Origin of the sequence: Motiliproteus sp. (assembly GCF_965230735.1) — a bacterium.
Lineage (GTDB): Bacteria > Pseudomonadota > Gammaproteobacteria > Pseudomonadales > Balneatricaceae > Motiliproteus.
The window spans coordinates 1,880,040-1,904,786 of record NZ_OZ246016.1 but is presented as its reverse complement, the minus strand read 5'-3'; the positions used below and the strand labels follow the sequence as shown (position 1 = coordinate 1,904,786).

The window sequence follows — 24,747 nt, the reverse complement described above, 5'->3', positions numbered from 1 at the left end:
CGATGTTGTTGGTGCAACTGGTACGACCAAATCTGCTGATATCTTGTCATTGCCTGAACGGGTTTTGCTGGATCTATCGGTGCTTAATCGCATTTCCGCTGCGGGTCGAGAGTCCCCATTACGCCCATCGGGCGTGGCAAGGGAATGCGCCGCCATTCCCTTACCGATCCCAGGCGGCCCCACTTGCTTGATCGGCGTTGCCGACTGTGTTGCGCGTTTCATTCCCGGTTGGGCTCGACGGGAACTCGGCCTACGGCCTCAAACATCCGTCTTCGCTATCTCCACCCGGCAACTCCAATGCTCACCGGCGCAAAAGGGGGACTGGGTGTTTATCCTGCAAGTTCTGGCTGTACGATCATGCCTCGGCTTGCACAGATCCAACCGCCCTTGACGCTGCCGAGCATTGGCTTCGGCAATGGATCCGTACCGATTACTGTCTGAGGCCATAGGCCGAGTTCAATCGGTACCCATTGCAGAAACCAACGCCCAGGACAAATTGGCAGGATAGCCAATTTGCACAGCCTTAGGCTGCCCGCAGGGTGAGGCACATAGATGTGCCGAATGAACCCGGCGTAGCCGGCAAGTCATCGGGCTAGGCGTTTTCTTGCTTCGTTCTTTTCCGCTATGGGAAAAGAATGAAGGCGCTCGGGGGAGCGCAACTCGAACGTTCAGCCAACTCAGGATAAAATGATCCGTTGCCACGCCCGCAAGGGCGTAAACCCAGAACTAGCGCTCGGCTTATAGCTATCTCTCAGCCACAAAAAAGCCACCCCGAATCTCTCCGGGATGGCTTTTTGTTTAGCCTAATCGCTTAGCTGTTGGGAGCTACGCGGGACAGTGCGCCGTCCAGGGCATCGACGATCTGGTCGATGTCAGCCTTGGTGGCGATCAGCGCCGGGCTCAGGCAGATGGTGTTGTTGTACTCTTTGAAGGAGCGGTTGGTGCGGCCGATGATAACGCCCTGCTGCATGCAGTCAGCGGCGATCGCCATGGAAACACCCTCTTCTACCGGCTCTTTGGTTTCGCGGTCTTTAACCAGTTCGAAGCCAGCGAACAGACCCTTACCACGTACGTCACCAATGATGTCGTACTTGGCCATCAGATCGTTCAGGCGACCTTTCAGGTACTCGCCCTGGTGAACAACGTTCTCCAGCAGGTTTTCGTTCTCGATGATCTCCATGTTGACCAGTGCAGCAGCCGGGCCAGCAGTACAGCCACCGAAGGTGGAGATGTCACGGAAGTAACCCATGCGGGCACACTGATCGTCTTCTTTGAAGGCGTTGAACACTTCTTCGGTGGTGACGGTGCAGGAGATCGCTGCGTAACCGGAAGCAACACCCTTAGCCATGGTAACCATGTCCGGCTTGATGCCGTAGTGCTGGTAGCCGAACCACTTACCGGTACGACCCAGGCCACAAACAACTTCGTCGATGTGCAGCAGGATGTCGTACTTCTTGCAGATTTCCTGAACGCGATCCCAGTAACCCTGCGGCGGCTCGATAACACCACCACCGGCGGTGATCGGCTCCAGGCACAGCGCGCCTACAGTATCCGGACCTTCAGCCAGGATCACTTTTTCAATCTGATCAGCAGCCCAAACGCCGTAGTTTTCCAGATCAGCACCGTCTTGGGCGCGGTATTCGCAGCAGTGCGGTACTTCAACGAAGCCCGGCGTGAACGGTCCGTACTGGCCCTTACGCTCGTACTGACCGGTGGCGCTCAGTGCGGTGATGGTGGTGCCGTGATAGTCACGCTCACGGAACAGGATCTTGTGCTTCTTGCCGCCGTACTTCTTCTCAGCGATCTGACGAACGATCTTGAACGCTTTTTCGTTGGCTTCGGAACCGGAGTTGGAGTAGTAAACACGGCTCATGCCCGGCATCTTGTCGATTAGCTTCTCGGCGAACTGAGCCGCCGGGATGTTGCCAGCAGTCTGCGCGAAGTAGTTCATGGTGACCAGCTGGTCGCGAACTGCGTCGGCGATCTCGGTGCGGCCATAGCCAACGTTAACGGTCCAGACCGCGCCGGAAACTGCGTCCAGGTATTCGTTACCCTTAGCGTCCCAAACCCGCATGCCTTCACCCTTAACGATAACCATCGGGTCATTCTGCTCGTACGGCTTATGGTTGGACAGATGGTGCCAAACGAACTGCTTGTCTTGAGCGGTGGCTTGTTGGTTCAAATCTTTGGTCATGTCGTCCTCCTGACAGGAGTTTTTATTGTTAAAGACAGAAGGCGGCCTGCTGGCGCTTCTCCGATGTGCTCAAGTTATGTTTTTTCCCCGTGGGGCAGTTAGAGCCAGTTATTCGGCAGCGTTAATGCCAGCTGATGGCTGCCGACACTGGACCAAACCGGGGCTCGGCATTGGCCCTTAAACCTCGACCCTTGTGTTGACCACAATCCAGACCCATGCAAACCCAAGGGTTTTGCCTCTGTACCTTTAACCCCCCTGTCACCCACCCTGCCGTCCCAGGGGTTGTCGCCGACACGGTTTTCGTCGACGTCGAATCCCCACGCAGGGCCCTGATCACAGGGAGCTAACGATAGGAAGCATCCATGATTGAAGTCGAAGTCAATGGTGAGACCCAGCAACTGCCCAGCGGTGCGACGCTGGAACAACTGCTGGAGCGCATGGCGCTGACCGAGCAGCGACTGGCGATCGAACTGAACCTGCAGGTGATCCCCCGCAGCCGTTTCGGCCAGGTGGAGCTGCAGAGCCGGGACCGGGTCGAAATCGTCCACGCCATCGGCGGCGGTTAAGCGATTCAGCGACCACCCGTTCAGGGCCCTCGGAGGGCTCGCCCGCACGACATCACCCGCACCACCTCAAGAACAACAACGCTAAGGAACGACTATGAACGCACCACTGAATCTGAACGATCCGCTCGTCATCGACGGTCAGGTATTTAATTCGCGCCTGATGGTTGGTACCGGTAAATACGCCGACATGGAGCAGACCCGTGACGCGATCGAAGCCAGTGGTGCCGAGATCGTCACCTTCGCGGTTCGCCGCACCAACCTGGGCCAACAGGAAGGCGAGCCCAACCTGCTGGAGGTGATCTCGCCGGAGAAATACACCCTGCTGCCCAACACCGCCGGCTGCTACACCGCCGAAGACGCGGTGCGCACCTGCCGCCTGGCCCGTGAGCTGCTGGACGGCCACAACCTGGTCAAGCTGGAAGTGCTGGGTGATCAGAAGACCCTCTACCCCAACATCACCGAGACCCTGGCCGCCGCCGAGACCCTGATCGCCGACGGCTTCAAGGTGATGGTTTACACCAGTGACGACCCGCTGGTGGCCAAGCGTCTGGAAGAGATGGGCTGTGTCGCGGTGATGCCGCTGGGCGCACCGATCGGCTCCGGTCTGGGGCTACGCAACCCCTACAACATCCGCCTGATTCTGGAAAACGCCAACGTACCGATCATCGTCGATGCCGGCGTGGGCGCACCGTCCGATGCCACCGAGGCGATGGAACTGGGCTGCGAAGGGGTGCTGATGAATACCGCCATCGCCCACGCCCAAAATCCGGTGCTGATGGCCGAAGCGATGCGTGATGCGATCGCCGCCGGTCGCAAGGGCTTCCTGGCCGGTCGGATGCCGCGCAAGGCCTACGCCAGCGCCTCTTCACCGATCGACGGCACCTTCTTCTAACCCGGGTTGCCACCCGACGAGCGATCGAGACACAGATAAGCTCACCTTCGCGGGCCGCGTTGCGCCCTTCCAGCCGACGCGGCCCGCCATTCCATGGCAGGGATTCGCTATACTCCGAAGATCACTTAAAACCTGAGTCTGTGCGATGCGCCCCTTGACCGCCCTTGCAGTACTGCCTCTGATAACCCTGTTCTGGCTTAGCGCCCGAGCCGAGCTGCCGCCACGGCTGCAGTTTTGTGCTGACGCAGCCCAGTGGCCGCCGTTCAGTTACAGTGACTCTCAGGGGATGATGCACGGCTATACGGTCGATCTGGTCGAGCGGATCTTCGCCGACAGCCCCCACCAGGCCAGCGTTGAGCAGCTACCCTGGCGCCGCTGCCTGGCCGCCACCGAACAGGGCAAACAGTTCCAGGTCGCCCTCGATGCTTCTTCCAGCGACGAGCGGCGGCGCAAATTCCTGCTCAGCCGCGATTACTACCAGCTCACCCCCTACTACTTCTATTCGATGCGCAGCTTTCCCGATGGGCTGAGCATCAACAGCGGCAGCGAGTTGGGCCAACACGGCACTATCTGCGGTATCGCCGGCTACAGCTACACCAACTTTGCTCTGGGTAATACGCCGATTTACAAGGAGATGAAAGACTTCGCGACCCTGAAGGAGATGGCGCACCGGGGACGCTGCGCCACCTTTATCGGTCGCTTTGAGATCGTCTCCGGGTTGGCAAATCTGGGTATCGACCTGCTCCGCGATCCCCAACTGGGCTACGCCCCGATCCCGGACGCGCAATCCGAACCCTTCTACATGCTGATCTCACGCAACCTGGCTGATGCCGACAAACTCAAGCAGCAGATCGATCAGACGATCGATGCGCTCGAAGCCAGTGGAGAACTCCGGAGAATGAAGGAGAAACACGGCATAAAAAACCAGCCGATGAATAAATAGCAGTTTATTCAACTGCTATTTATTTAAAATATGACCGTATAATTAAAACAAATCGCAAAAACAAAAAACAAACCACTGGGTCTAGATTTATCATTCAACTGGCCCTAACATAGCCACGCTGCCGATTTATAATCGCGCGCTTACTCGGACCAGCGATGATTTCAGGCCCAATCCAGTCCTTTCACGCCCTGTGAAAAGGCCGATGTTTGAACTAATTCAAACCCATCTATCGCAAAGCCAAGTGTCTGTTGCCACAATAACTCATCTAAAACAGCAAAAAACTTAGGTAACCGACGGATAGCCACCACGGCTTGTGCTATTCGTTGAATACTTAAGCCAAGGCCCGTTGGATCCGATCGTTATTAACAACTTGGTTTTAGCTCCCCATAGAGCTAACACATTGATTTTTGCGAGTCATACAGATGAAACAGACCAGCTCTAACTACCCCGTCCTGGAAGAGATGGGGGTTCAGTCCTTCGATCAGGTCAGCCACTTCAAAGTTCGTCACGAACGTAACGCCGACGTGTTGAAGATCTACTACCGCCGCCCCAAGGGCTCTTTGCTGTCACGCAGTAAGAAATTTACCTTTGTACGCACCGACAAAAACGTCATGGCACAGTACAAGGACATCAGCGGCTGGGAAAAGTACAAGGGCAGCTGCCCGCGTCTGCAAAAGGCGATCGATGAACTGACCCAGCTGACCCAGCCGGAACCGGCGACTCCGGTGGACCAGAAGACCCAGTTCCTCAACGATCTGGATCACCTGGAAAAGGTCGTGCTGGCCAAGATCGACGAGATGCGTCGCCAGGTTAAAGACCTCCGCTGATCGCGTCGCCGAGCGCGGTCAGAGCATAAAAAAAGCCCCGTAATTCGGGGCTTTTTTGTGCCTACTAGGCCTTCAGATCGGCAGCGTAAACAACCAATAAGTCAGCCCCAGTGCCGGGATAGCGGCCAGCAGATACTTCACCAGACTCACCCCTTCCCTGGCGGGTTCATCACCCTGCTTGGGTTTACGGCCATGGACCATCGCCGGAACCAACGGCTCGTTGAACTTCAGTTTATAGAGCAGGATGGCGAATACATGGACACCGACCAACAGCTGCATCAGACCTTGGATCACTTCATGGGTTTCACCCGCTATTTCCGCGATCGTCTCGCTGACAGCCGGATACAGCGGACCGGACCAGATAATGTCGTCGGTGGACATCATGCCGGTCAGAAGCTGCAGACTCAGCAGCCCCAGCATCAGCACCACCATCAAACTGCCGGCCGGGGTATGGCCGTACTGGGCGCGATGCTGCGAACGTAACAGATTGCGCGTGTACTGCGCCGCGGTGATCGGATTGAGCTGCAGCGAGCTGAAGCGCGCATAGCGGGTTCCCAGCCAGCCCCAGATCAGCCGGAAAAGAATCAGGCCACACAGCAAATAGCCGCCGTAGAAGTGCCACTCCATCAACTCGTCACTTTCGCCGCTGACGATCATGAACACAAACAACAGCACCAGCGACCAGTGGAAGAAGCGTGTCGGGAGGTCCCAGACTTTTACCATTGAGGTCATGGTTAACAATTCCGATATGACACCCGGGCCTCAACAACGACTGAGGCCAGGGTTATTGGGTCCGCTACTTAGTTTTGTAGTCGTTGTGGCAGGACTTACAGGACTTACCCACCGGACCGAAACTGGCCTTCATCTGCCCCATTCCCTTACCGGCATTGGTCGCCAACTTCTCGGCGGCCTGATTCCAGGCGCGATGCTTTTGCTTCACATCGTCGAAGTTACTCCAGATCTCCGGCTTGGCGTGGGTGTCAGCGGCACTGCTGTCGGATCCTTTCGGCCAAAGCAGCGCGTTGTTCAGGGTGGAGAGGCTGTAGATATTTTTCGCAGCGGCCTCGGCGACAACCGGATCGTAATCACGCTTGCCTTTGACCATATCGCCCAGGGTTTCCATGTTGAACTTAACCACCTCATAGAACCCCTGGCGGGCTTTAATCTGCTCCTCGAACGGCCCTTCGGCATAAACGGTACCGGCGACAGAGGTGGCGACGGCGCCACTGATCAGTAATTTTGTCAGATGCTTCATTGCTCAATATTCCCTTTTTGGTTTAACGGTACTGCTCAGAGCAGCAGTATATATTAAGCAACGCTAATATACAGACCTCAGAACGTAAAAGTTAGTAAAACTCAGCGCGAGGCTTGCAGAATCAGCGCCGCTGGCGATGGGGTTACCGATCTGAAACCTAGAGCCGCTTTGGAGGCACCACAAACCAGCTGGCGATCACCAGGGCAGCAAACGCGGTGTAAGCGACGATAAACACCCATTCGGGCGCCTCGTAGTAGAGCAGCATCTGCAGCCAGTGCTGGATAAAAGCACCCTCGTACCCCTCACCGCCACCACGCGCTCGTAACTGCATCTCCCAGGTCGTCAACGGACAGATCGCCCCAACCCATGACTGCAGAACCACAAACAGAATCGCGGCCAGATGCAGCACTCGAAACCAAAAATTCCTCACCCATGGCCACGCCCAAATACGGCCCAGGTAGATCGCCACAACACCGAAGACAACAAAGGCCACGAAAAGGACATGCCCGATAAGAATCAGATCCGCGGCCAGCAAGTAAACAAAGTCAGAAAACAAATCGGATCACCAATATCACCTGATTATGACCCGATCAGTAGTGCCGCGATCAGCAACCCTGCCAAAATCCCATTCCCGCCCACACAGGCGGCGAACGTGATCGGACCAAGCACCCGTCCCTCATAGGCTGACGGCGGAAGATAGTCCAACTCCCGAAGGCGGCGAATCGCATTCGCAGAAACGCGATAAGCCACCCAGGAGGCGCAAACGGAGAGAAGGTAAGCCGAGGCGATGGCCACCGCGGCCAAGTTCGTCATCATCGGGGTGACTGCAAGAAAGTCTCGCGCATCACCAGAAGTGGCATACCAACCGAGCGCCAGCAGAAGAAAGCCGGCCACCTTGCTGGTGTCGTTGATAAAGGCCACGTGGGTAGAGGTCAGATGCGATATGTGAAGATCAAACTCCAACCGTACTTTAGATTCTGCCGTCTCTGTCATAAGCGGTTTCACCAATGGGATTGGTGTCGCTAACACCGCCACAAATGCTCGAAGCCTCGTAGCAGCGGTGTTCCATACCTTATGTAGTTTGGCTGATAGTTAAAGAACCTGCGAACAAGTCCCTACGGCTTCTGCAAGCGCCTAAAGTGCGCAAGTTCTAGGCGCAAGCTGCAGCTAATGGCCGTCGTCCTTAGCAAAGGTTGCAACGACGAAATTGTGCACTTCAGGCCTTGCCCTTCGGGGCTTCCAGCTTGATCCGCACTCTGCGTTGCAGCTTTTCGCAAGGTCTAGACATTGCTTCAAAACTGCGCCCGGATTGCGAACAAAGCTGGAATCCAGAAGTTCGCAAGGACTTATTCGCAGGTTCCTTAACGGTCTTGTAGAGTTGATTCCACGCTTACTTAGGCTCTATTAGAAGAACAAGAGCGCCATCGGGCCCATGGGAGCGCCGGACATTGACCTTTGAAAATATTAAGACCGGAAGTAGCTCAACAAGCTGCCCATGAGATAGCAGGGCTCTGATGGCCAGGAAGAACGTTTTTTGAAGCGTAATCCATTTCTTAAACACAGACGGTTTGGTCTTTGGCCATGACTTAATGTCGGTCACTATATCTACTAAATCATCTAGCGCACTAGCGTGTCGTGACGTGACTTCGACCACGATATCCTCCCTCCTTGAAATCGCCTCTTTCAATAGTCGGCTGTCCAATTCCTTGTACGTCAGCTTCATCGTTCTTGGCATCTAACTCTGCAATAACGGGACGGAGCGCGCAGTTCCGAGCCCGAAGAGCTGAAGTTGATAACGGAAGACCATAGTCACTTGTATGGTTGATTCCGTTCCTTTTGGGTAAATTCGAGACCCACCCTCAATGGCCGTTGAGGGCCTTTATGCCGCAGCTCGATTGAGTGCAGGTTCCTCATACGAGAGACCGGTAACAAGTGGGAAGCGCGGCATAACTCTCAAGCAATAACTCGGATAGTCATCGGGGCCTCGAGCCCGCATAGCAAGGCAGAGTCAGCTTATCTCATGGACGTACAAAACCAAATAGAAATCAGCGTCGGCGTCGATGCCGGCAAATCCAAACTCGATATTCACCTGCATCCGCTGGAGATGCACTTTTCGATACCCAACACCGACGAGCCGATCCACAAAATGCTCGGTGTGCTCAAACAGCACAACATTAAGCGGATCGTGGTGGAGGCCACCGGGCGCTACGAGCACGCCTTCGTGTTTGCCTGCGATCAGGCAGGGCTGCCTATCGTGGTGGTCAACCCGACCAAGGTTCGCCGCTTCGCCCAAGCCTTGGGGGTATGGGCCAAAACCGACAAACTGGACGCGGCGGTCATCGCCCAGTTTGCCGCGATGATGAAGCCCAAAGCCAAGCCGATACCCGATAAAGAATCGCGTGAAATCAAAGACCTGCTGATACGACGTAGTCAGCTTTTGGAGATGAGTACGATGGAAAAGAACCGTGCTCAGATTATGCCCAAGCCGCTTCAACGATCCATCAAATCGGTCCTCAATCACCTGCAAAAACAGATCGATAAGATCACCGAGCAACTGGACCAGCGGGTCTTGGAAAGGAAAGAGTGGCGTATGCGATTGGAAATCCTGACCAGCGTGCCCGGCGTGGGCCGGGTACTGGTCTACACCCTGATGAGCGAGCTACCGGAACTGGGGCAACTGAATCGAAAGGAGATCGCGGCCCTGGTCGGAGTGGCACCGATAAATCGAGAGAGTGGTAGCTTCAATGGCAAGCGCCGTATCCGTGGCGGTAGGCATCGCGTACGGACCGTGCTGTTCATGGCCATGCTGTCATCAATCCAATGCAACCCCGTGTTCAAGGCCTACTACGAGCGACTCAAAGCCGCAGGCAAGCTCCCCAAAGTGGCGCTCATTGCCTGCATGCGAAAGTTGATCGTGATCCTGAACACGATGGTTAAGAACGGTGAGAAATGGGAGGCAAAAATGGCCTAATTATCTTGACGGGAAACCATAGTCACTTGTTAGCTGTGCGCATCGAGAACCTTTTCAACATTACTTTTCAATCGACGAAAACAAGCCCAAAACAAGATCACAATGAATGCATAACCAACCAATATAAGAGATAAGAGCAGCAAAAAAGCTAGAAGCTCCCCCGATACTATTGCTGACCATGCCCCCTCAGCCAACCCAAGAAACCAAAGCAAAATAAACCCAAGGACACCTAAGTGAGGCCGATACTCGATTCTCACAAGATTCTTCTTTAGCGGAGTACAAATAGCTATCGGCCTAAATGGGTTATCAATTGAAGATTTTATCCATAGCTTCAATTGACCTCTTCGATAAGTGCCTCTCAAGCCTTTTGTCTTCAACTCCTCATGCGATGGTTCTCCAAGGCTGCTGCACTTAATTTCTTCTAGATAATATGGGATGAATTTCATGTGTGGTTACAGCTAACGCCTCAATAACGGGCCGGAAAAAGCCGTAGGCTTTTGGAGGTCCGAGCACTGCGAAGCAGTGCGGGCGTTGATTGATTTGTTAGGCTTTTCACTACTACAGAGGCCATACTTTTCTCGTCTTTAGAAAACTATCGTCAACAGTGTAACTATAAAAGTGTTCATTTAGGCCGAAAAAACCATCTATACCATGTGTATAGCAAGCGATATGCGAAAGTTCAGATAGTACAGTTGAGAGCCACCTGGCGATAGTTAAAGAATGATACCTACCCCACTTTTGCACGATTTCATTCTGGCCGGTACGAATAGAGGCAGATTCAACGTCCTGCATTGTATGCCCACTTTCATTCGTATGTATTACCATCGTAAACGGTGAAATCATCGAATCTATTAATTCAGCTCGACTTTCAACTCGCTTTTGCGCAGCCTTTCCATAATAGTGCTTTTCCAATATGCACTCAGCTACCTCGCCCCACCACTTATTAATTGGTTCATCTGCAGTTAAATTGGGGTTGTCTAGTGAAGCAAAATTTGCGTACCTACCTCGCCTAGCGTCAGCAAATGAATCTAAGCACTCAAGTATTTTTTGTGGAATTTCTTGTGTAGGGCGAGAATAGCGCAGCGATAGCTGCATCCTTTCAGAAATGCTCTCAACCGCATTGGCTAAGTCAATTAATTTATGGCCAAATTTTCTAACAACTTTCTCATCAGGCATTTTCCCACTATTTTCGATAGCATAATGCGCAACCAGTATTAGCTTTGAAAGTCTTTCTAACCCAACCGACAGGCCAAAGAACGCTGTGTAATACTCGCCCATCTTATCTGCGTAGTTAGCTCTACCAATAGCCGTTGCGCCAGAGCCAATTAGATGCCTGACTAATGATGCTTCGCGGCCGAGAGCGTGCCATTCCGGTACTTCCCACGGATTTTTTCTACTCACTTTTTAACTTCCCTTTAACTATGAGTTGGAGATTGAATGGAGCCTAACGCCGCCGTAACGGGACGAAGCTGCGTAGCAGCTGAGTTCCGTGTCCAACGCAGTTGGGCTGAGCGTTGACGGCCTTGTTAGCTGCTTTATTCTGGATACTTGTAGTTGCCATCATTAAAATACAAATACAGTTTGTCTTTTCTTATATATCCTTCGACGTAGTTATCATTAGCTCTTCTTTTCAGATAGTTAACCATGTAACTATCTGAAACTACAGTATATGTGTTAGGCATGCACTCTGCGTACATAGAATTAATTTCGCTTATTAACAGTTCTTTCTTTGATTTACCATCAAGTATTTCCAAATCTCCAATTAACTCAATGCTCCCATAGCCATATGGCTTGTGTCCTAGGCTAGGTGTTGAATCAAATATGGTTTCTGAAAAAATCACATCATATGGATTCGACTTTGCTCCTAAGTTATATAGGTTCTTAACCTTTTGTAAGGTTAAATCACAGCTTTTGTATAGAGGGAAATTTACGGATACTCCTTCACTCTCATCTTTAGAGCAACCGATTAACGTAAATAACAAGACAACTAATATCAGCCTCATTCCTTAATCCTCAAGGCAGCTAACAGCCTGGTTATGAGGACGGCGTCCTCATAACAATTATTATCGGGACGTCCATATATCCCGCGAGTTAAATTCTCACACCCGCTCTAACCATCTGTTTGTATTGATCCTTTTCGATAGATAACAAATGGACTCAGGTGAAATGAGGACAGGAGCTCTATTTTGGTCGGAAAGGACGGTGTGTCAGGAAGGATTACGCCCATGCCATTGTCTCCATTGTTGCAGTCCCTTGCCGAGTCTATGACTGTTCGGCGTTACGGTTAGCCCAGAAACAGGCTACCGACATGGGATCTAGTCTTCCACAATCCTTTAACAAAGAAAATATCCGCTTGGCGCAGGAAGGATCTGGAGATTAGCACTGGGTTATCTGGCCGTAGGTTGGCCGTTTATCGTGGCAGAGATAGTTGGGTGTGAGCGGGGGGGAAAAGGAGAGAAAGATAGCGGCTGTTTTAAAGCAGAGTGTTCCTGCTTCCGAACAGCCACCGATCTGAACAGAGTCCCGTTGGGGACTTGGATAGCTTACTGCTCTTGCTGCTCTTGTTGCTTTTGCTGCTCCAACATCGCTTCGGCCATCTTGCGACCGTAGATTTCCATCACTTTTTCGCCGTCGCCATCGGCTTCATGCATCGCTTCAACCAGCGCCTTGACGGTCGGCAGGGTCTTCTCGACCATCGCTTCGATATATTGCTCGGGAGTGGTGCCGGTGAATTGCTGATAGGCGGAAAACAAGGATGCCGCTTCGTCGGACAGTGCAATGGTTACGTTGTTGTTATCAGCCATGGCCGGATCTCCTGAAAATGGTGTCAATACAATCTGAGGGTGAAAGCCGCCTGCGTTTTATGTCAATCGCGCTAAGTGGCCGCAAGCGCACTATAGCAGTCAATACTGAAACCTACCCACCCGGACTTGCTAGGGCCAGAGCCGATATCGGCTTGGAGCCAGGGACTTATCGAGGCGCAACCGGCATCTGCGTCGAGCATTAACGGCTGGCGTTATCGGCAACCCGAGACTGGCCCTAGTGGGGTTCATCCCCGCCCTCTAGGCTTATCAGTCTGTCACCGAGCCGTCGCTGCCGGGTCTTTCCCTGGCAAGCCTCCGTCCGACCTCGGTTCGAGCCCATACTAATCACAAGAGGCCTTCGCATGACACGCTACCCGACGCTTAGCGCGATGGGCGTAACCGATCCCAAACAGATCGAGCGCTACACCCTGCTTCCCAACGCCAACAACGAGACCATCCTCAAGGTTTATTTCAACCGCCCGGATGAGAGCGCGCTGCCCGACAGTAAGAAGTTCGTGTTCCGCCAAACAGAGGGTGAAGAGCGTCTACAGCAGGCTCTGGTTGAACTCAACCAACTGGCCCGCAGCCCGATGAGCCAACAACAGATCCGCCTGCAGCTGGAAAATGAGCTGCTTCAGCTGGAACAGGTGATGCAGGCCAAACTGGGTGAACTGCGCCAGCGACTGCAGAACTGGCAGTAACGAATCAGCCCGTTAAGCGGATCGGCTCAGAACTTTTCAGCCGGCCCCAGTAAAAAGCCCCAATCAGTTGCGTCTGATCGGGGCTTTTTTTATTGGCGGACGAAAGATCGACCGAAACCGATCAGGCGTCGATCCAGACGGTCTTGACGTTGCAGAACTCCATCAGACCGTGGCTGCCCAGCTCGCGTCCCAGACCGGACGCTTTGATACCCCCGAACGGCAGTCGTACATCGCTGCCGACCATGGCGTTGACGAAGCAGCAACCGGACTCGACCCCGCGGGCAAAGGCTTCACCCCGCTGCAGATCGGCGGTCCAGACACTGGCTCCCAGACCGAAGCGGGTCGCGTTGGCCATCCGCAGCGCTTCCTGCTCGTCGGCGACACGGACAATGGTCGCCACCGGACCAAACAACTCCTCATCGAAGGCGGTCATGCCCGGTTGGACCTGATCCAGAATCGAAGCCTGGTAGAAGTAGCCATCACCCTCGTGGATATCACAACCACACAACGGCTTGGCCCCCTGATAGATACTCGCCTGCACCTGGGCGTGCAATCCGGCACGCAGATCTTCACGAGCCATCGGCGCCAGGGTGCTGCCCGGCTGCAGCTGGGCGACCCGCTCTTTCAGCAGCTCGACAAACTGGTCGGCAATCGGCTCAACCAGAATAAAGCGCTTGGCGGCGATACAGATCTGACCGGCATTGCTGAAGCGAGACTTCACCGCGACCTCAACCGCTTTTTCCAGGTTGGCATCCTCAAGCACCACCAACGGATCGGATCCACCCAGCTCTAACACCACCTTCTTCAGGTTTTGTCCGGCCAGCGTGGCGACCTGACGACCGGCTTTCTCGCTGCCGGTAAAGGCAACACCCTGAATTCGTTCATCGGCAATCAACGCTTCGGTCTGCTCGACGGTCACCAGCAACGTGCTGAACACACCTTCCGGCAATCCGGCCTCGTTAAACAGCTCTTCAACAGCCAACGCACAACCGGGAACATTGGGCGCGTGTTTCAGCAATGCAGTATTACCCGCCATCAGGGTGGGGGCCAGGAAACGAAATACCTGCCACAACGGGAAGTTCCAGGGCATGATGCCCATCACGGTACCCAGTGGCTGGAAGATCACCTGACTTTTGTGGGCTGCCGTGGCAACGGTCTTGTCGGCCAGCAATGCAGCAGTGTTATCGGCATAGTGATCACAGGCCAGAGCGCACTTATCGACCTCACCCAAGGCTTCGGCCTTAAGCTTGCCCATCTCGCGCCCCATCAGCTCGGCCAGAGACTCACGATCACGACGCAGCAGCTCCGCCACCTTGCGCAGGTAAAGGCCACGCTGCAGGTAGCTCTGGCCACGCCAGCCCGGTGCGGCAGCGGAGGCCTTGGACAATTTAGCTTCTAATTGCTCGGCCGTCAGGGCATCAAAGACCTGTTCAACCACGCCGGTGGCCGGGTTTCTGGATTCAATAATCACGTTCCACGCTCCTCTGTGGCCAGGGATAACCCGACCGATCGGTTATTCTTATAAACAGTATCGAGTGTTCACGGACTCTCTTCTCTATATACCCAGTGAACAGCTCGACCCATGGTAGAAAGCCCGCCATAGCGGAACAAAGGCCAGTCTTGACGCCTGACTGGGTCCAGCCTCGGAGGCGGCTCGGATACACTGGTTATATCGGTAGCCCCGAACTGGACCATTACTTTGATCCGGGTGCTGATTAGAGTGGCATAGGAACCTATGAACAAGTCCTAGCCAGACTCTGCAAGCGCCTGAAGTCGGCAGAATCTAAGCGCAGACTGCGGCCAATGGCCAACGTCCTTGGCAAAGGCTGCAACAACGAGTCTGCCGACTTCAGGCATTGCCCAGCTTTTCGTATTGATTAGAGGGGCCTTCAGCTTGATTCGCACTCAGCGTTGCAGCTTTTTGTAAGGTCTAAACATGACTTCAAAGCTGCGTCTGGATTGCGGACCAAGCTGAAGGCCAGAGTTCCGCTAGGACTTATTTATAGGTTCCTTAATAACAATAACCGTCGGTGTTTATAGCCTATCCAACACCGCCGCCCTGTTCGGAGCCCAACGGATGATGAAAATGATCGGACTAGAGCGCAGCCCTCTGGAGTACCGCAAGACCCTGCAAAAGCTGCTGCCCGGCGCCGCCATCTGTATGGTTATCGCGATGGCAGCCAAGTTTGTTTCCGAGCATTACGGCGGCCCCGTTATCCTCAACGCCCTGCTGATGGGCATGGCCTTCAACTACCTCTCCAACGAAGGCAAGTGCGTTCCCGGCATTCAGTTCTCCGCCAAGACCGTGCTGCGTTTCGGTATCGCCCTGCTGGGCGCGCGGATCACCGTCGAGCAGCTGATGAGCCTGGGCTTCACCCCGATCGTCATCGTTCTGATCGCTGTTCCTTCCACCATTTTCTGCGGTGTACTGATGGGCCGCTGGCTCGGTCTGGGTCGCTCGCAGAGCGTGCTGACCGGCTCCTCCGTCGGCATCTGTGGCGCCTCGGCGGCACTGGCGGTAGCGGCAGTCCTGCCGCAGGACAAGGATTCTGAAAAGAACCTGATCTTCACCGTCATCGCCGTCACCGCCCTGAGCACCGTAGCGATGATCGTCTATCCGTTTATCGTCACCTACTTTGGCCTGGATACGGCTGCCAGTGGTGTGTTCCTGGGTGCCACCATCCATGATGTGGCCCAGGTCGTCGGTGCCGGTTACCTGATGTCCGACGAGATCGGCGATATCGCCACCTTCACCAAGCTGCTGCGCGTCTCCATGCTGGTACCGGTGGTGCTGATCATCTCGCTGGTCGCGGCCCGCTGGGGTCAGACCGAAAGCAGCGGCAAGCCGTCCGGATTCCCGCTGCCGGGCTTCCTGGTCGCCTTCATCGTCATCGTTGGCCTGAACAGCGGCGGCGTTATCGCCCCGGAAGTTTCCAGCCTGATGGTTGAAGCCTCCCGTTGGTGCCTGATCGTCGCGATGGTCGGCCTGGGCATGAAATCTTCCTTCCAAGAGCTGGCCGCCATGGGCTGGCGTCCAATGGCCCTGATCGTCGGCGAGACCCTGTTCCTGGCCGTTCTGGTGCTGATCTTCCTGCAGTTCTGATAAGGTTCTGCGCTCGACGGCCGGCGGCAGATTGACCGCCGGTCCGGGCGCTTACGGAGACAAACATGAGCGATATCCAAGTCCAACAACCCGATATCCGCGTTTCAGTACGCGAGCTGTTCGGCATCGATTCCGACCTGCAGGTCCCGGCTTTCAGCGAGCGCGACGACCACGTGCCGGAGATCGACCCGGCCTACCGCTTCAACAAAGAGGTCACGCTGGCGATTCTGGCCGGCTTCGTCCAGGACCGCCGGGTGATGATCCAGGGCCTGCACGGCACCGGTAAGTCGACCCATATCGAGCAGGTTGCTGCCCGCTTGAACTGGCCCTGCGTACGGGTCAACCTGGACGGCCATATCAGCCGCCTCGATCTGGTCGGCAAGGACACCATCAGCCTGCAGGACGGCAAGCAGGTCACCGCCTTCCAGGAAGGCATCGTACCCTGGTCGCTGCGTCGCCCGGTGGCGCTGATCTTTGATGAGTTCGACGCCGGTCGCCCGGACGTGATGTTCGTGATCCAGCGGATTCTGGAGCGTGACGGTAAGTTCACCCTGCTGGATCAGAACGAAGTGATCGAGCCGCATCCCTACTTCCGCCTATTCGCCACCGCCAACACCGTTGGCCTGGGTAACCTAAACGGTCTGTACCACGGCACCCAGGTGCTGAACCAGGCCCAGATCGACCGCTGGAACATCGTCGTCAGCCTCAACTACCTGCCGCGTCAGGAAGAGGTGGCGATCGTCCAGGGTCGCGTACCCGGACTGGCCAACGACAACGGTCAGGCACTGGTCGACAAGATGGTTGCCGTTGCCGACCTGACCCGTCAGGGCTTCGCCGCCGGTGATCTGTCGATCCTGATGTCGCCGCGGACCGTGATCTCCTGGGCCGAAAACCAGCAGATCTTCCAGGATACCGAGCTGGCCTTCCGCCTCAGCTTCCTGAACAAGTGCGACGAGTCCGAGCGCGAACTGGTAGCCGAGTTCTATCAGCGCTGCTTCAACGAAGAGCTGGCCGAATCCGAGCCGCTGCACCAGATCGCTTAAGCCGAGCCGTTTAAGCCAGGTCGAACTAAGAGAGAACTGCGATGACCGGTCCGTTGGTTCACTGGGGCAGCAGCACCACCGCTACGCCCCAGGTTAAGGTGGAACAGCCGCGCAAGGAGAAGCGCCAGCAGCGTCTGGAAGAGCTGTGCGCGGCCACCATCCGCGCCCTGACCGGCAACGGTCGTCTGCGCTTTCGCGGTCATCGGCTGGAGCAAAACGGCAAGCGCCTGCGGATCCGCGCCCCGCACCTCTACACCGACGTCAGCGAAGACGATTTCGACTCCTTCCGCGGCGCCGCCGATGGCCTGGCGCTGCGACTGGTCCACAGCGATGCGGATCTACACGCCTCGTTGATGCCCGATAACGGCCTCGAACGCACCCTGTTCGAAATCCTCGAACAGCTGCGGGTCGAGTCCTTGGTCGGCGATGACCATCCCGGTATCCGCCGCAATCTGAAGCACCGTTTCCGGCACTGGTGCCTGCACTACCACCAATCCGGCATGACCGAAAACCAGGTCGGTCTGATGCTGTTTACCGTGCTGCAGTCGGCCTGGTCACGCCTGACCGGCTATCCAACCCTGGAAGAGACCGAAGGCCTGATCGAACCGCAACGAGCGGTACTGGCGCCCCATATCGGCACCGACCTGATGGGGCTGCGACGCCAGCGTGAAGATCAGGCCGCCTTCGCCCAGCACGCGCTATCCCTGGGCCGCGAGCTGACCAGCATCATCGAAGCCGGTCGTCCCGCCGACGACGAAGATTCCGAACGGGACGAATCCGAGATCGCCAACAGCACCGAGTTCAGCCTGATTCTGGAAGAGGATGAGACCGAACTGGATGGTCTGGATGCCAGCCTCGCCAGCAACCGTTTGCGCGGTGAGCGCGAGCTGAGCGAAGCCCTGAGCCAGTATCAGGTCTTCAGTCGCGAGTTTGACCGTGAACTCGATGCCGCCAAGCTGGTAAGGCTCGACCAGCGCCGCACCCTTCGCGAACAGCTCGATCGCCGGATTCAGCGTCAGGGAATCAATATTCCCCGCCTGAGCCGCCGTATCGGTCGGATTCTGGCGGCACCGCGCCTGGACGGTTGGCAGTTCGGCGAAGAAGAGGGTCGACTCGATGCCCGCCGTCTGAGCCGACTGGTCACCAGCCCGGCCGAACGTCGCATATTCCGTCAGGAGCAGCGCCGTCCGCATACCGATGCCCAGGTCTGCTTTCTGATCGATAACTCCGGCTCGATGAAGGAGCATATCGAATCGATCACGCTGCTGGTCGATGTGCTCTGCCGCGCCTTCGAACAGTGCGGCGCCCGATCTGAGATTCTGGGCTTCACCACCGGTTCCTGGAATGGCGGCAAGCCGTTCAAGCAATGGCGTGGTCGTGGCAGCCCCGCCAATCCGGGCCGCCTGTGCGAAATCAGTCACATCGTCTACAAGGATGCCGAGTTGAGCTGGCGACGGGCCCGTCCCGATATCGCCGCGCTGCTGAAGCCGACCCTGTTCCGCGAAGGCGTTGACGGTGAGGCTGTTCAGTGGGCCGCCGGTCGCCTGCAAGCCAGTCGTGCCAATCGCAAGATCCTGATCGTGATCTCCGACGGTTGCCCGATGGATAGCATGACAGCCCAGCACAACCCGGCCGACTACCTCGACCACCACTTGCAGCTGGTGGCCGCCAACATCGAGCAAACCAGCGACATTGAGCTGATGGCGCTGGGGGTCGGTCTGGACCTGAGCCGCTACTACCGTCGGACCCTGGAAATGGATCTGAGCCAGTCGATGGACAACGCGCTGTTCTATGAAGTGGTCGACCTGCTGGCTAGTCGACGCTAACCCATCTGCAACGAGTCCAACCAGATTCCGGCACCGAACCCTAACGGTGTCGGAAATCTTCAATACCCGCATCGGGTCCGACGTTATCTTCATCTGCATAATCATGATGGAGAAACGCTATGACCTTACGCGCTGACTACTTCAACCTCGCTCCCCGAGCCATCCAGATCCTGATGCAGCAGGAAGGCTACCTGCGGGAGCAGTTCGGTAACTCGGAGATCCTCAGCACCGAACTCTGGGAGCTGGTTAAACTCCGGGGGTCGCAGATCAACCAATGTGCGTTCTGTATCGACATGCACAGCAAAGAGGCGCAGAGTCAGGGAGAAACGACCGAACGGATTTTGGGCTTGAACGCCTGGCGTGATATGCCGCTGTATACCGAGCTGGAACGTACCGCACTGGATTGGGCCGAACATTTAAGTCAGGGGAAGCCGGTTAGCGATCAACACTATCAGGCTTTAGAGCAGGCCCTGGGACAGCAGGCGGTGGTGGACCTGACCCTGGCCGTTAATGCGATCAACAGCTGGAATCGGATCGCCAAAACCTTCAAACCCGAGGTGGGCAGTTATAAACCCCAATAGACCCCCAACGCCGGATTTTAACTTTCAGCTGTCCCAGCCTTCGGGACAGCTGTCCGCGTTCGTCCAGGCCATCTGGTCGGCGTCGGTGCAACGATCAGAATCCGGCTCGGTCGCGAAACGGCTCTATTCGGACGCCGGCAGCGGCATCATTTTCAACCTCACCGATGGCTTGAGTATCGGCGGTGCCACGCTGCCGAAAGGTGTGGTTATGCTACCGGTCAGTAAGCAGGCCACCCACCTCTCACTGCCCAGCGGAGCCCGACTCGCAGGACTTCGCTTTCATCCGGCGATCGGGTACGGCGTGATGGGCCGGCACTACGACAAGCCAACATTGCTGCCGGTGCCGGAAGATCATCGATTCAACCTTTACGAGACTTTTACCGAACTCCAACAGCAGTCGGACCTGAACCGTCAGCTTGAAACGCTGACTCGTTGGGCTGAGCAACATCTGAATACGAGCCATGAAATACCGGCAGCGCTCGATCAGGCGATGCGGCAGATCGAACAACAGGAGTTGGTGGGACGAATCTCAGAACTCTCCGCCTTGAGTCAGCGCCAGATCGAGCGGCTGTTTCAACATCGACTCGGAATGACGCCTAAGCACTACCAGCGTATCCTCAGGATCAAGAACGCCATCCTCTATTTGAAGCAGCACTCCGAAGCCAACCTAGCGGAGGTCGCCCAGCAGTTCGGCTTTAGTGATCAGGCCCACATGACCCGGGAATTCCGCGCCATCGCCTCGACCACACCGGCCAAGATCAGTCCCTGAGCCCCCCTCCCACAGTCTTCAGGAACCGGTGATGAGCGGATATCAGCGTTGATGTTAGCAATCGCTGCCGTTGCGAGAGAGCAACGCTTATGCCCTAAGCGCTTTGCGCCGCCAAGTGGCCGGTTTTCACATAAATCAGCGCACCATCTTCTCGGGTAAAGGGCTGGTGCTGACTCAAATGTGGGCTTCGAAGCCAGCTACCCGCGGGGTAGCTTCCATGCTCGTCGTGGAAGGTCCCCTCTAGCACGAAGATCTCTTCACCGCCCCAATGACGGTGGCTACTGAACTGGGTATTGGGCGCCCACTTCACCAGCGCGACATGTTCATGTTCGAATTCATGCAGGGGCATCACGCTCAGCCCATCGACCAATCCCGGCAACCAAGGCTGGTGGTTGGTATCGATCACCTTCTGCTCATCATCCTCCGGCACAAACTGGTGAAGCTTGACCAGGATCGTCGCCCCCTCCTTGCCAATCCTCGGGATATGCGAGGTGCCGATGGGATTGCGGACATAGCAGCCCTTGCCGTAGTCACCGTGCTCGTCGGAAAAGACCCCGTCCAATACCAGGAATTCTTCCCCACCCGAATGGGTGTGCGCCGAAAACTCGCTGAAGGGGTCATAGCGGACAATCGAAGTGGCCCTGGCCACCTCGTCACCGATCCTATCGAGCATCATTCGCGACACTCCCGGCATCGGCGAATCCACCCACTGATATTGCTCGGGACGAATAACGACCCGTTGTCCGAAGTCTGCGTTCAACCGCATCGTCATCGAAGGCTCCTTGATGTGCCCCATGGTGCAAAGCTGCGTAATCTTGCTGGAGAAAGTTTAAGCTATCTCCAGACCAACGTAACAGACTCGTTATCAAGCAAGGGAGCAACAACGCTGAAACCGGTTATTCAACTAGAAACCACCGGCTGCGGTATCGCCTCGGTGGCCAATATTGTCGGCAAGAGCTACTCGGAGATGAAACTGATCGCCAATCGCTTGGGCATCTACGCCTGCGATGAATCCCTCTGGTCGGACACCCGGTATGTCCGCAAGCTATTAAGCCATGAGGGGATTGCGACAGCCGAGGATGAAACCCCGTTTGTATCCTGGACTGAACTACCGGACCTCGCCTTGCTGGCCATCAAACATCACCGAGAAAAGGGCAAGGATTTTTGGCACTGGGTCGTGTTTCGGCGGCTGGAAGGTCAGGCGGTTGTGCTGGATTCAGCCAGCTACCTGCCCTCCAATCTTCGTACCGATTTTGAGGCGATGCAGCCCAAGTGGTTTTTTGAGGTTCAGGCCCCGTAACAGAAGCCCCAGCTTTCACCGCTAGCCAAGTGTTATTTGATCCATCGCAAGTAACACACCGGCATGTCGTTGCATACTCAAAGCATGAACTCTGCCTAATCAATCGATAGCAAATTCAGGATCTTCCAAGGCTAACGATTAGGTGGGGAAGACAGAGTTACCACAGGGATTGTTGTCATGGGTTTCTTGAGTCGTTTGCCTGCCAAAGCTGCCGTTTTACTGGGCGGTTTGTTTCTTGGACAAGCCACCTACGCACACCATGTCGCTGAGAATGTAAAAAGCTATACCCTTGGCGTCGTCCCTCAATTCGAACAGAGAAAACTGTTCCAGATTTGGCAACCCATCGTTGACGAGCTGGAGAAGCGCACAGGATTAGCCATCCACCTTCGAGGCAGCCCCAGAATTCCGGAATTCGAGAAGAGTTTTATCGCCGGCGAATATGATTTTGCCTATATGAATCCATTCCACAGCCTTCGCGCATCCGCCTCTCAAGGTTATATGCCGCTGATCAGAGACGGAGCCCGCGAGCTATATGGAGTATTGGTTGTCCGCCGCGACAGCGATATCGAATCCATCGCTGATCTCGACGGAAAAAGAATCGCCTTTCCAGCACCGAATGCATTGGGCGCCTCGCTGATGATAAGGGCCGACCTTGATCGTAAGCACTCGATCAAATTTGTGCCCAGCTATGTTCAAACCCACTCCTCGGTCTATCTCAACGTGGCGTTGAAACAAGTCCAAGCCGGTGGGGGCGTGATGAGCACCTTACGCGCGCAAAGAGCCGAGCTGTCTGACAAGCTGAGGGTGTTGTATGAAACACAAAGAATCGCGCCCCACCCAATTTCGGCCCACCCCCGTGTCCCCGAGGAGGATAGAAGAGCCGTTCAACAAGCTCTACTGAACATGTCGAAAGAGCCGGCGGGACAAAAGCTACTCAATGCGATACCGATAAGAGAGGCTGTCAAAGCGGATTTCAGCGATTACGAAATCATGCTGGATTGGGGGCTCGATGATTACTGGGTAAGTCACTGACCGAGCAAGCGATGAGCATACGTACAAAACTAAGCACCCTTATCCTTTCTCTGTTACTCGCTTTTGTTCTCTACATCGCGTTTTATTCGATGCCACATCTAAGGCAGAAAGCCGAGGATATGGTGTTGAATGAGATACAGGCTCATCTGATCACAGCATCAGAAGCAATTATTCCCTTTCTGCTACAAGGTCAGTTGGCCAACATTTATGAAACCCTGGACGCCTTGGAACAGGCTAACGACAGCTGGCTTGCGATCAAGCTGACAAACAGTCAAGGACAGCAGTTATATCCCTTAGATCCTATCGACACTCCGGTCAGCAATGACAGGGCTATCGTCTTAGGCCAATCGGTTGGTTTTGTTTATCCCAATCACGCCGAGTTAGTCGTCGCCGTCGATCGAATTTCAATATCAAAACTGGGTAATGAGCTGGCTATAGAGATAGGTTTCGGAATCCTGGCGCTGGCCTGTGCTTTTTGCTTATGTATCTTTATGAGTTTTAAACACCTGATCGATAGCCGGCTCAACAAGCTTCTGCGGGTATCCGATGAAATCGCTGCTGGAAACTACAAGATAAAAATAGAACAAGCATCCGATGACGAGCTGGGGAACTTAGAATCCAGCTTTAACTTGATGGGAGAGAAAATTAGCGAGATAACCGATCAATTAACTCAAACCAATAAAGAGCTGAAAGAGGCTCAAGAGCTATCAAAAATTGGCTCCTGGCAATGGCATATCGATAAGGAGCTGGTTAATTTCAGCAAAGAAAGCCTGAATATTCTTAAAATATTCAAGCCTACCGAATGGGTAAGATTAAAAGATATTCGAAGAAATTTTTCCACGGAGCAGATTATTCAGTTTCAAAGTATGTTGGAAACCCTCCTTTCCGGCAGACCGATTAACGAGATATATCGGATTGAGACCAGAAACGGCAAGGAGATCTGCTTGCGACTGCGAGCTCAGCTGGGCCCACAAGACAGCCTCCGTTTTTCTAAGATCGTGGGAACACTGCAGGATGTCACCACCGAACTCGAAGCGCAGAAAGCCAAAGAGGAGCGACAACGCGTTTATTTACAGATTTTTTATAAAGATCCTACGATAAAATTACTCATCGATCCCAACAACGGTCAGATCGTTGATGCAAATCCTGCCGCCCTTAATTTTTACGGCTACAGCGAAGAAGAAATTAAAAAAACCAAGATATACAATATTAATCAAATCTCGTTTGAGGAATGCCAAGCAAGAATGGCATTGGTGATATCGGAAAAAGCCAATAAATTCCACTTTCAACACGCCCTTGCTTCCGGTGAAATTCGGGATGTCGAAGTTCACTCCTGCCCGGTTTCCTTCGAAGGAAAAACTTACCTTCACTCGACAATTATCGATGTTACCGAGAGAAATCAGTTACAAAAAAGACTGGAAGACGCCGCGCTACACGACCCGTTAACCACGCTTTGGAATCGCCGTGCCATTGATACCCAGGGCGAAAGAGAGTTTTTATTAAGCAAACGTAACAACACTCATTTAACTCTCCTGATGATCGATTTAGATCATTTTAAAGCCATCAACGATCAATATGGCCATCCGATTGGCGACCTCGTTCTGAAGCAGGCGGCAGAGGTTATTTTGGGCGTAGTCAGAGAAACGGATTTGGTCGCACGATACGGTGGAGAAGAATTTGTGGTACTTGCTCCCAATACCAATCTAGAGGGGGGGAAGCGATTAGCGGAGAAAATTCTGAGCGCGATCAGAAGTATGAGGGTCATGGTTCAGGGCAGCGCCATTCGAGTGACCACCTCCATCGGCGTGTCTGCGGTGATGGCGACAGACCTGAACTTTTATGAACTGGTGGAGCGATCGGATAAACAGCTCTATGAAGCCAAAGAAGGAGGCCGTGACCGCAGTTCCGCTGACTCGTACGTCTCGGCTTAGTTTGCGTCT

General features: G+C 54.7%; 24 protein-coding genes. 14 read left to right on the top strand and 10 right to left on the bottom strand.

Annotated features, from left to right (window positions below):
- Nucleotides 1-811: 811 nt before the first annotated feature.
- Entirely contained in the window at nt 812-2,194 is a 1,383-nt protein-coding gene (locus ACO05M_RS08890) for an aspartate aminotransferase family protein (protein WP_421870431.1), read from the bottom strand.
- A 362-nt stretch (nt 2,195-2,556) separates the two neighbouring features.
- Here ACO05M_RS08890 and thiS point away from each other — a divergent pair, with 362 nt between their 5' ends.
- The 4 genes from thiS (at nt 2,557) to ACO05M_RS08870 (ending at nt 5,422) form a co-directional block, all read left to right on the top strand.
- On the top strand, nt 2,557-2,760 hold the full coding sequence (gene thiS / locus ACO05M_RS08885) for a sulfur carrier protein ThiS (protein ID WP_243633798.1): 204 nt from the start codon (nt 2,557-2,559) through the stop codon (nt 2,758-2,760).
- A 94-nt stretch (nt 2,761-2,854) separates the two neighbouring features.
- Nucleotides 2,855-3,652, top strand: coding sequence for a thiazole synthase (locus tag ACO05M_RS08880; protein ID WP_421870428.1), 798 nt, complete (start codon nt 2,855-2,857; stop codon nt 3,650-3,652).
- Nucleotides 3,653-3,797: 145 nt separating this feature from the next.
- Entirely contained in the window at nt 3,798-4,595 is a 798-nt protein-coding gene (locus ACO05M_RS08875; RefSeq protein WP_421870425.1) for a substrate-binding periplasmic protein, read from the top strand.
- A gap of 422 nt (nt 4,596-5,017) precedes the next feature.
- On the top strand, nt 5,018-5,422 hold the full coding sequence (locus ACO05M_RS08870; protein WP_421870422.1) for a DUF3461 family protein: 405 nt from the start codon (nt 5,018-5,020) through the stop codon (nt 5,420-5,422).
- Nucleotides 5,423-5,494: 72 nt separating this feature from the next.
- Here the strand turns inward: ACO05M_RS08870 and ACO05M_RS08865 are convergent, their stop codons facing one another.
- The 4 genes from ACO05M_RS08865 to ACO05M_RS08850 all read right to left on the bottom strand — a co-directional run bounded on the left by ACO05M_RS08865 (nt 5,495) and on the right by ACO05M_RS08850 (nt 7,670).
- Nucleotides 5,495-6,154 (bottom strand): cytochrome b/b6 domain-containing protein, encoded by a 660-nt coding sequence (locus ACO05M_RS08865; protein WP_421870419.1) that lies wholly within the window; start codon nt 6,152-6,154, stop codon nt 5,495-5,497.
- Between the two features lie 64 nt (nt 6,155-6,218).
- Entirely contained in the window at nt 6,219-6,677 is a 459-nt protein-coding gene (locus ACO05M_RS08860; protein WP_421870416.1) for a c-type cytochrome, read from the bottom strand.
- Nucleotides 6,678-6,834: 157 nt separating this feature from the next.
- A complete protein-coding gene (locus ACO05M_RS08855) occupies nt 6,835-7,212 on the bottom strand; it encodes a DUF2784 domain-containing protein (protein WP_421870710.1) in 378 nt (125 codons plus the stop codon).
- Between the two features lie 44 nt (nt 7,213-7,256).
- Entirely contained in the window at nt 7,257-7,670 is a 414-nt protein-coding gene (locus ACO05M_RS08850; protein ID WP_421870413.1) for a hypothetical protein, read from the bottom strand.
- A gap of 1,027 nt (nt 7,671-8,697) precedes the next feature.
- On the opposite strand from ACO05M_RS08850, the gene ACO05M_RS08845 reads away from it, so the two are divergent.
- Nucleotides 8,698-9,648: an IS110 family transposase gene (locus tag ACO05M_RS08845; RefSeq protein WP_421870410.1), complete on the top strand. Its 951-nt coding sequence runs from the start codon at nt 8,698-8,700 to the stop codon at nt 9,646-9,648.
- Nucleotides 9,649-10,206: 558 nt separating this feature from the next.
- On the opposite strand, the gene ACO05M_RS08840 is transcribed toward ACO05M_RS08845, so the two are convergent.
- From ACO05M_RS08840 to ACO05M_RS08830, 3 genes are all read right to left on the bottom strand, one after another.
- Entirely contained in the window at nt 10,207-11,049 is an 843-nt protein-coding gene (locus ACO05M_RS08840) for a hypothetical protein (protein WP_421870407.1), read from the bottom strand.
- Nucleotides 11,050-11,183: 134 nt separating this feature from the next.
- Nucleotides 11,184-11,651 (bottom strand): hypothetical protein, encoded by a 468-nt coding sequence (locus tag ACO05M_RS08835; protein WP_421870404.1) that lies wholly within the window; start codon nt 11,649-11,651, stop codon nt 11,184-11,186.
- A gap of 540 nt (nt 11,652-12,191) precedes the next feature.
- Nucleotides 12,192-12,452, bottom strand: coding sequence for a hypothetical protein (locus tag ACO05M_RS08830; protein ID WP_421870400.1), 261 nt, complete (start codon nt 12,450-12,452; stop codon nt 12,192-12,194).
- Between the two features lie 362 nt (nt 12,453-12,814).
- Between ACO05M_RS08830 and ACO05M_RS08825 the strand changes: the two genes are divergently transcribed.
- Entirely contained in the window at nt 12,815-13,153 is a 339-nt protein-coding gene (locus ACO05M_RS08825; RefSeq protein WP_421870397.1) for a DUF3461 family protein, read from the top strand.
- 121 nt (nt 13,154-13,274) lie between these two features.
- Here the strand turns inward: ACO05M_RS08825 and ACO05M_RS08820 are convergent, their stop codons facing one another.
- The gene (locus ACO05M_RS08820) at nt 13,275-14,624 is read right to left on the bottom strand and encodes an NAD-dependent succinate-semialdehyde dehydrogenase (protein ID WP_421870394.1); all 1,350 of its coding nucleotides are present in this window, start codon (nt 14,622-14,624) and stop codon (nt 13,275-13,277) included.
- Between the two features lie 606 nt (nt 14,625-15,230).
- Here ACO05M_RS08820 and ACO05M_RS08815 point away from each other — a divergent pair.
- From ACO05M_RS08815 to ACO05M_RS08795, 5 genes are all read left to right on the top strand, one after another.
- Nucleotides 15,231-16,256 carry a YeiH family protein gene (locus ACO05M_RS08815; protein WP_421870391.1) on the top strand — a complete coding sequence of 342 codons (1,026 nt, stop codon included), beginning with the start codon at nt 15,231-15,233 and terminating at the stop codon, nt 16,254-16,256.
- Between the two features lie 65 nt (nt 16,257-16,321).
- Nucleotides 16,322-17,299, top strand: coding sequence for an AAA family ATPase (locus ACO05M_RS08810; RefSeq protein ID WP_421870389.1), 978 nt, complete (start codon nt 16,322-16,324; stop codon nt 17,297-17,299).
- 41 nt (nt 17,300-17,340) lie between these two features.
- Nucleotides 17,341-19,125 (top strand): cobaltochelatase CobT-related protein, encoded by a 1,785-nt coding sequence (locus ACO05M_RS08805; RefSeq protein ID WP_421870386.1) that lies wholly within the window; start codon nt 17,341-17,343, stop codon nt 19,123-19,125.
- Between the two features lie 119 nt (nt 19,126-19,244).
- Nucleotides 19,245-19,706, top strand: a complete 462-nt coding sequence (locus tag ACO05M_RS08800) for a carboxymuconolactone decarboxylase family protein (protein WP_421870383.1) — start codon at nt 19,245-19,247, stop codon at nt 19,704-19,706.
- On the top strand, nt 19,693-20,475 hold the full coding sequence (locus ACO05M_RS08795; protein ID WP_421870707.1) for a helix-turn-helix domain-containing protein: 783 nt from the start codon (nt 19,693-19,695) through the stop codon (nt 20,473-20,475). The genes ACO05M_RS08800 and ACO05M_RS08795 overlap by 14 nt, the downstream gene beginning before the upstream one ends.
- A gap of 94 nt (nt 20,476-20,569) precedes the next feature.
- Here ACO05M_RS08795 and ACO05M_RS08790 read toward each other — a convergent pair whose 3' ends face one another.
- A complete protein-coding gene (locus ACO05M_RS08790; RefSeq protein ID WP_421870705.1) occupies nt 20,570-21,241 on the bottom strand; it encodes a cupin domain-containing protein in 672 nt (223 codons plus the stop codon).
- Between ACO05M_RS08790 and ACO05M_RS08785 the strand changes: the two genes are divergently transcribed.
- The 3 genes from ACO05M_RS08785 (at nt 21,215) to ACO05M_RS08775 (ending at nt 24,738) form a co-directional block, all read left to right on the top strand.
- Nucleotides 21,215-21,775 carry a hypothetical protein gene (locus tag ACO05M_RS08785; RefSeq protein WP_421870380.1) on the top strand — a complete coding sequence of 187 codons (561 nt, stop codon included), beginning with the start codon at nt 21,215-21,217 and terminating at the stop codon, nt 21,773-21,775. The two genes, ACO05M_RS08790 and ACO05M_RS08785, sit on opposite strands and share 27 nt — an antisense overlap.
- Nucleotides 21,776-21,952: 177 nt before the next feature.
- On the top strand, nt 21,953-22,807 hold the full coding sequence (locus ACO05M_RS08780; RefSeq protein ID WP_421870376.1) for a phosphate/phosphite/phosphonate ABC transporter substrate-binding protein: 855 nt from the start codon (nt 21,953-21,955) through the stop codon (nt 22,805-22,807).
- 11 nt (nt 22,808-22,818) lie between these two features.
- Nucleotides 22,819-24,738, top strand: coding sequence for a diguanylate cyclase (locus tag ACO05M_RS08775; protein ID WP_421870372.1), 1,920 nt, complete (start codon nt 22,819-22,821; stop codon nt 24,736-24,738).
- Nucleotides 24,739-24,747 lie beyond the last annotated feature (9 nt).

Excerpts from the sequence above, each read along its gene's own strand:
- ACO05M_RS08845 (WP_421870410.1), top strand. The coding sequence starts at position 8,698 with ATGGACGTACAAAACCAAATAGAAATCAGCGTCGGCGTCGATGCCGGC.
- thiS (WP_243633798.1), top strand. The coding sequence starts at position 2,557 with ATGATTGAAGTCGAAGTCAATGGTGAGACCCAGCAACTGCCCAGCGGT.
- ACO05M_RS08875 (WP_421870425.1), top strand. The coding sequence starts at position 3,798 with ATGCGCCCCTTGACCGCCCTTGCAGTACTGCCTCTGATAACCCTGTTC.
- ACO05M_RS08775 (WP_421870372.1), top strand. The coding sequence starts at position 22,819 with ATGAGCATACGTACAAAACTAAGCACCCTTATCCTTTCTCTGTTACTC.
- ACO05M_RS08865 (WP_421870419.1), bottom strand. The coding sequence starts at position 6,154 with ATGACCTCAATGGTAAAAGTCTGGGACCTCCCGACACGCTTCTTCCAC.
- ACO05M_RS08870 (WP_421870422.1), top strand. The coding sequence starts at position 5,018 with ATGAAACAGACCAGCTCTAACTACCCCGTCCTGGAAGAGATGGGGGTT.
- ACO05M_RS08890 (WP_421870431.1), bottom strand. The coding sequence starts at position 2,194 with ATGACCAAAGATTTGAACCAACAAGCCACCGCTCAAGACAAGCAGTTC.
- ACO05M_RS08825 (WP_421870397.1), top strand. The coding sequence starts at position 12,815 with ATGACACGCTACCCGACGCTTAGCGCGATGGGCGTAACCGATCCCAAA.
- ACO05M_RS08860 (WP_421870416.1), bottom strand. The coding sequence starts at position 6,677 with ATGAAGCATCTGACAAAATTACTGATCAGTGGCGCCGTCGCCACCTCT.
- ACO05M_RS08800 (WP_421870383.1), top strand. The coding sequence starts at position 19,245 with ATGACCTTACGCGCTGACTACTTCAACCTCGCTCCCCGAGCCATCCAG.
- ACO05M_RS08780 (WP_421870376.1), top strand. The coding sequence starts at position 21,953 with ATGGGTTTCTTGAGTCGTTTGCCTGCCAAAGCTGCCGTTTTACTGGGC.
- ACO05M_RS08850 (WP_421870413.1), bottom strand. The coding sequence starts at position 7,670 with ATGACAGAGACGGCAGAATCTAAAGTACGGTTGGAGTTTGATCTTCAC.
- ACO05M_RS08830 (WP_421870400.1), bottom strand. The coding sequence starts at position 12,452 with ATGGCTGATAACAACAACGTAACCATTGCACTGTCCGACGAAGCGGCA.
- ACO05M_RS08835 (WP_421870404.1), bottom strand. The coding sequence starts at position 11,651 with ATGAGGCTGATATTAGTTGTCTTGTTATTTACGTTAATCGGTTGCTCT.
- ACO05M_RS08805 (WP_421870386.1), top strand. The coding sequence starts at position 17,341 with ATGACCGGTCCGTTGGTTCACTGGGGCAGCAGCACCACCGCTACGCCC.
- ACO05M_RS08790 (WP_421870705.1), bottom strand. The coding sequence starts at position 21,241 with ATGCGGTTGAACGCAGACTTCGGACAACGGGTCGTTATTCGTCCCGAG.
- ACO05M_RS08810 (WP_421870389.1), top strand. The coding sequence starts at position 16,322 with ATGAGCGATATCCAAGTCCAACAACCCGATATCCGCGTTTCAGTACGC.
- ACO05M_RS08815 (WP_421870391.1), top strand. The coding sequence starts at position 15,231 with ATGATGAAAATGATCGGACTAGAGCGCAGCCCTCTGGAGTACCGCAAG.
- ACO05M_RS08880 (WP_421870428.1), top strand. The coding sequence starts at position 2,855 with ATGAACGCACCACTGAATCTGAACGATCCGCTCGTCATCGACGGTCAG.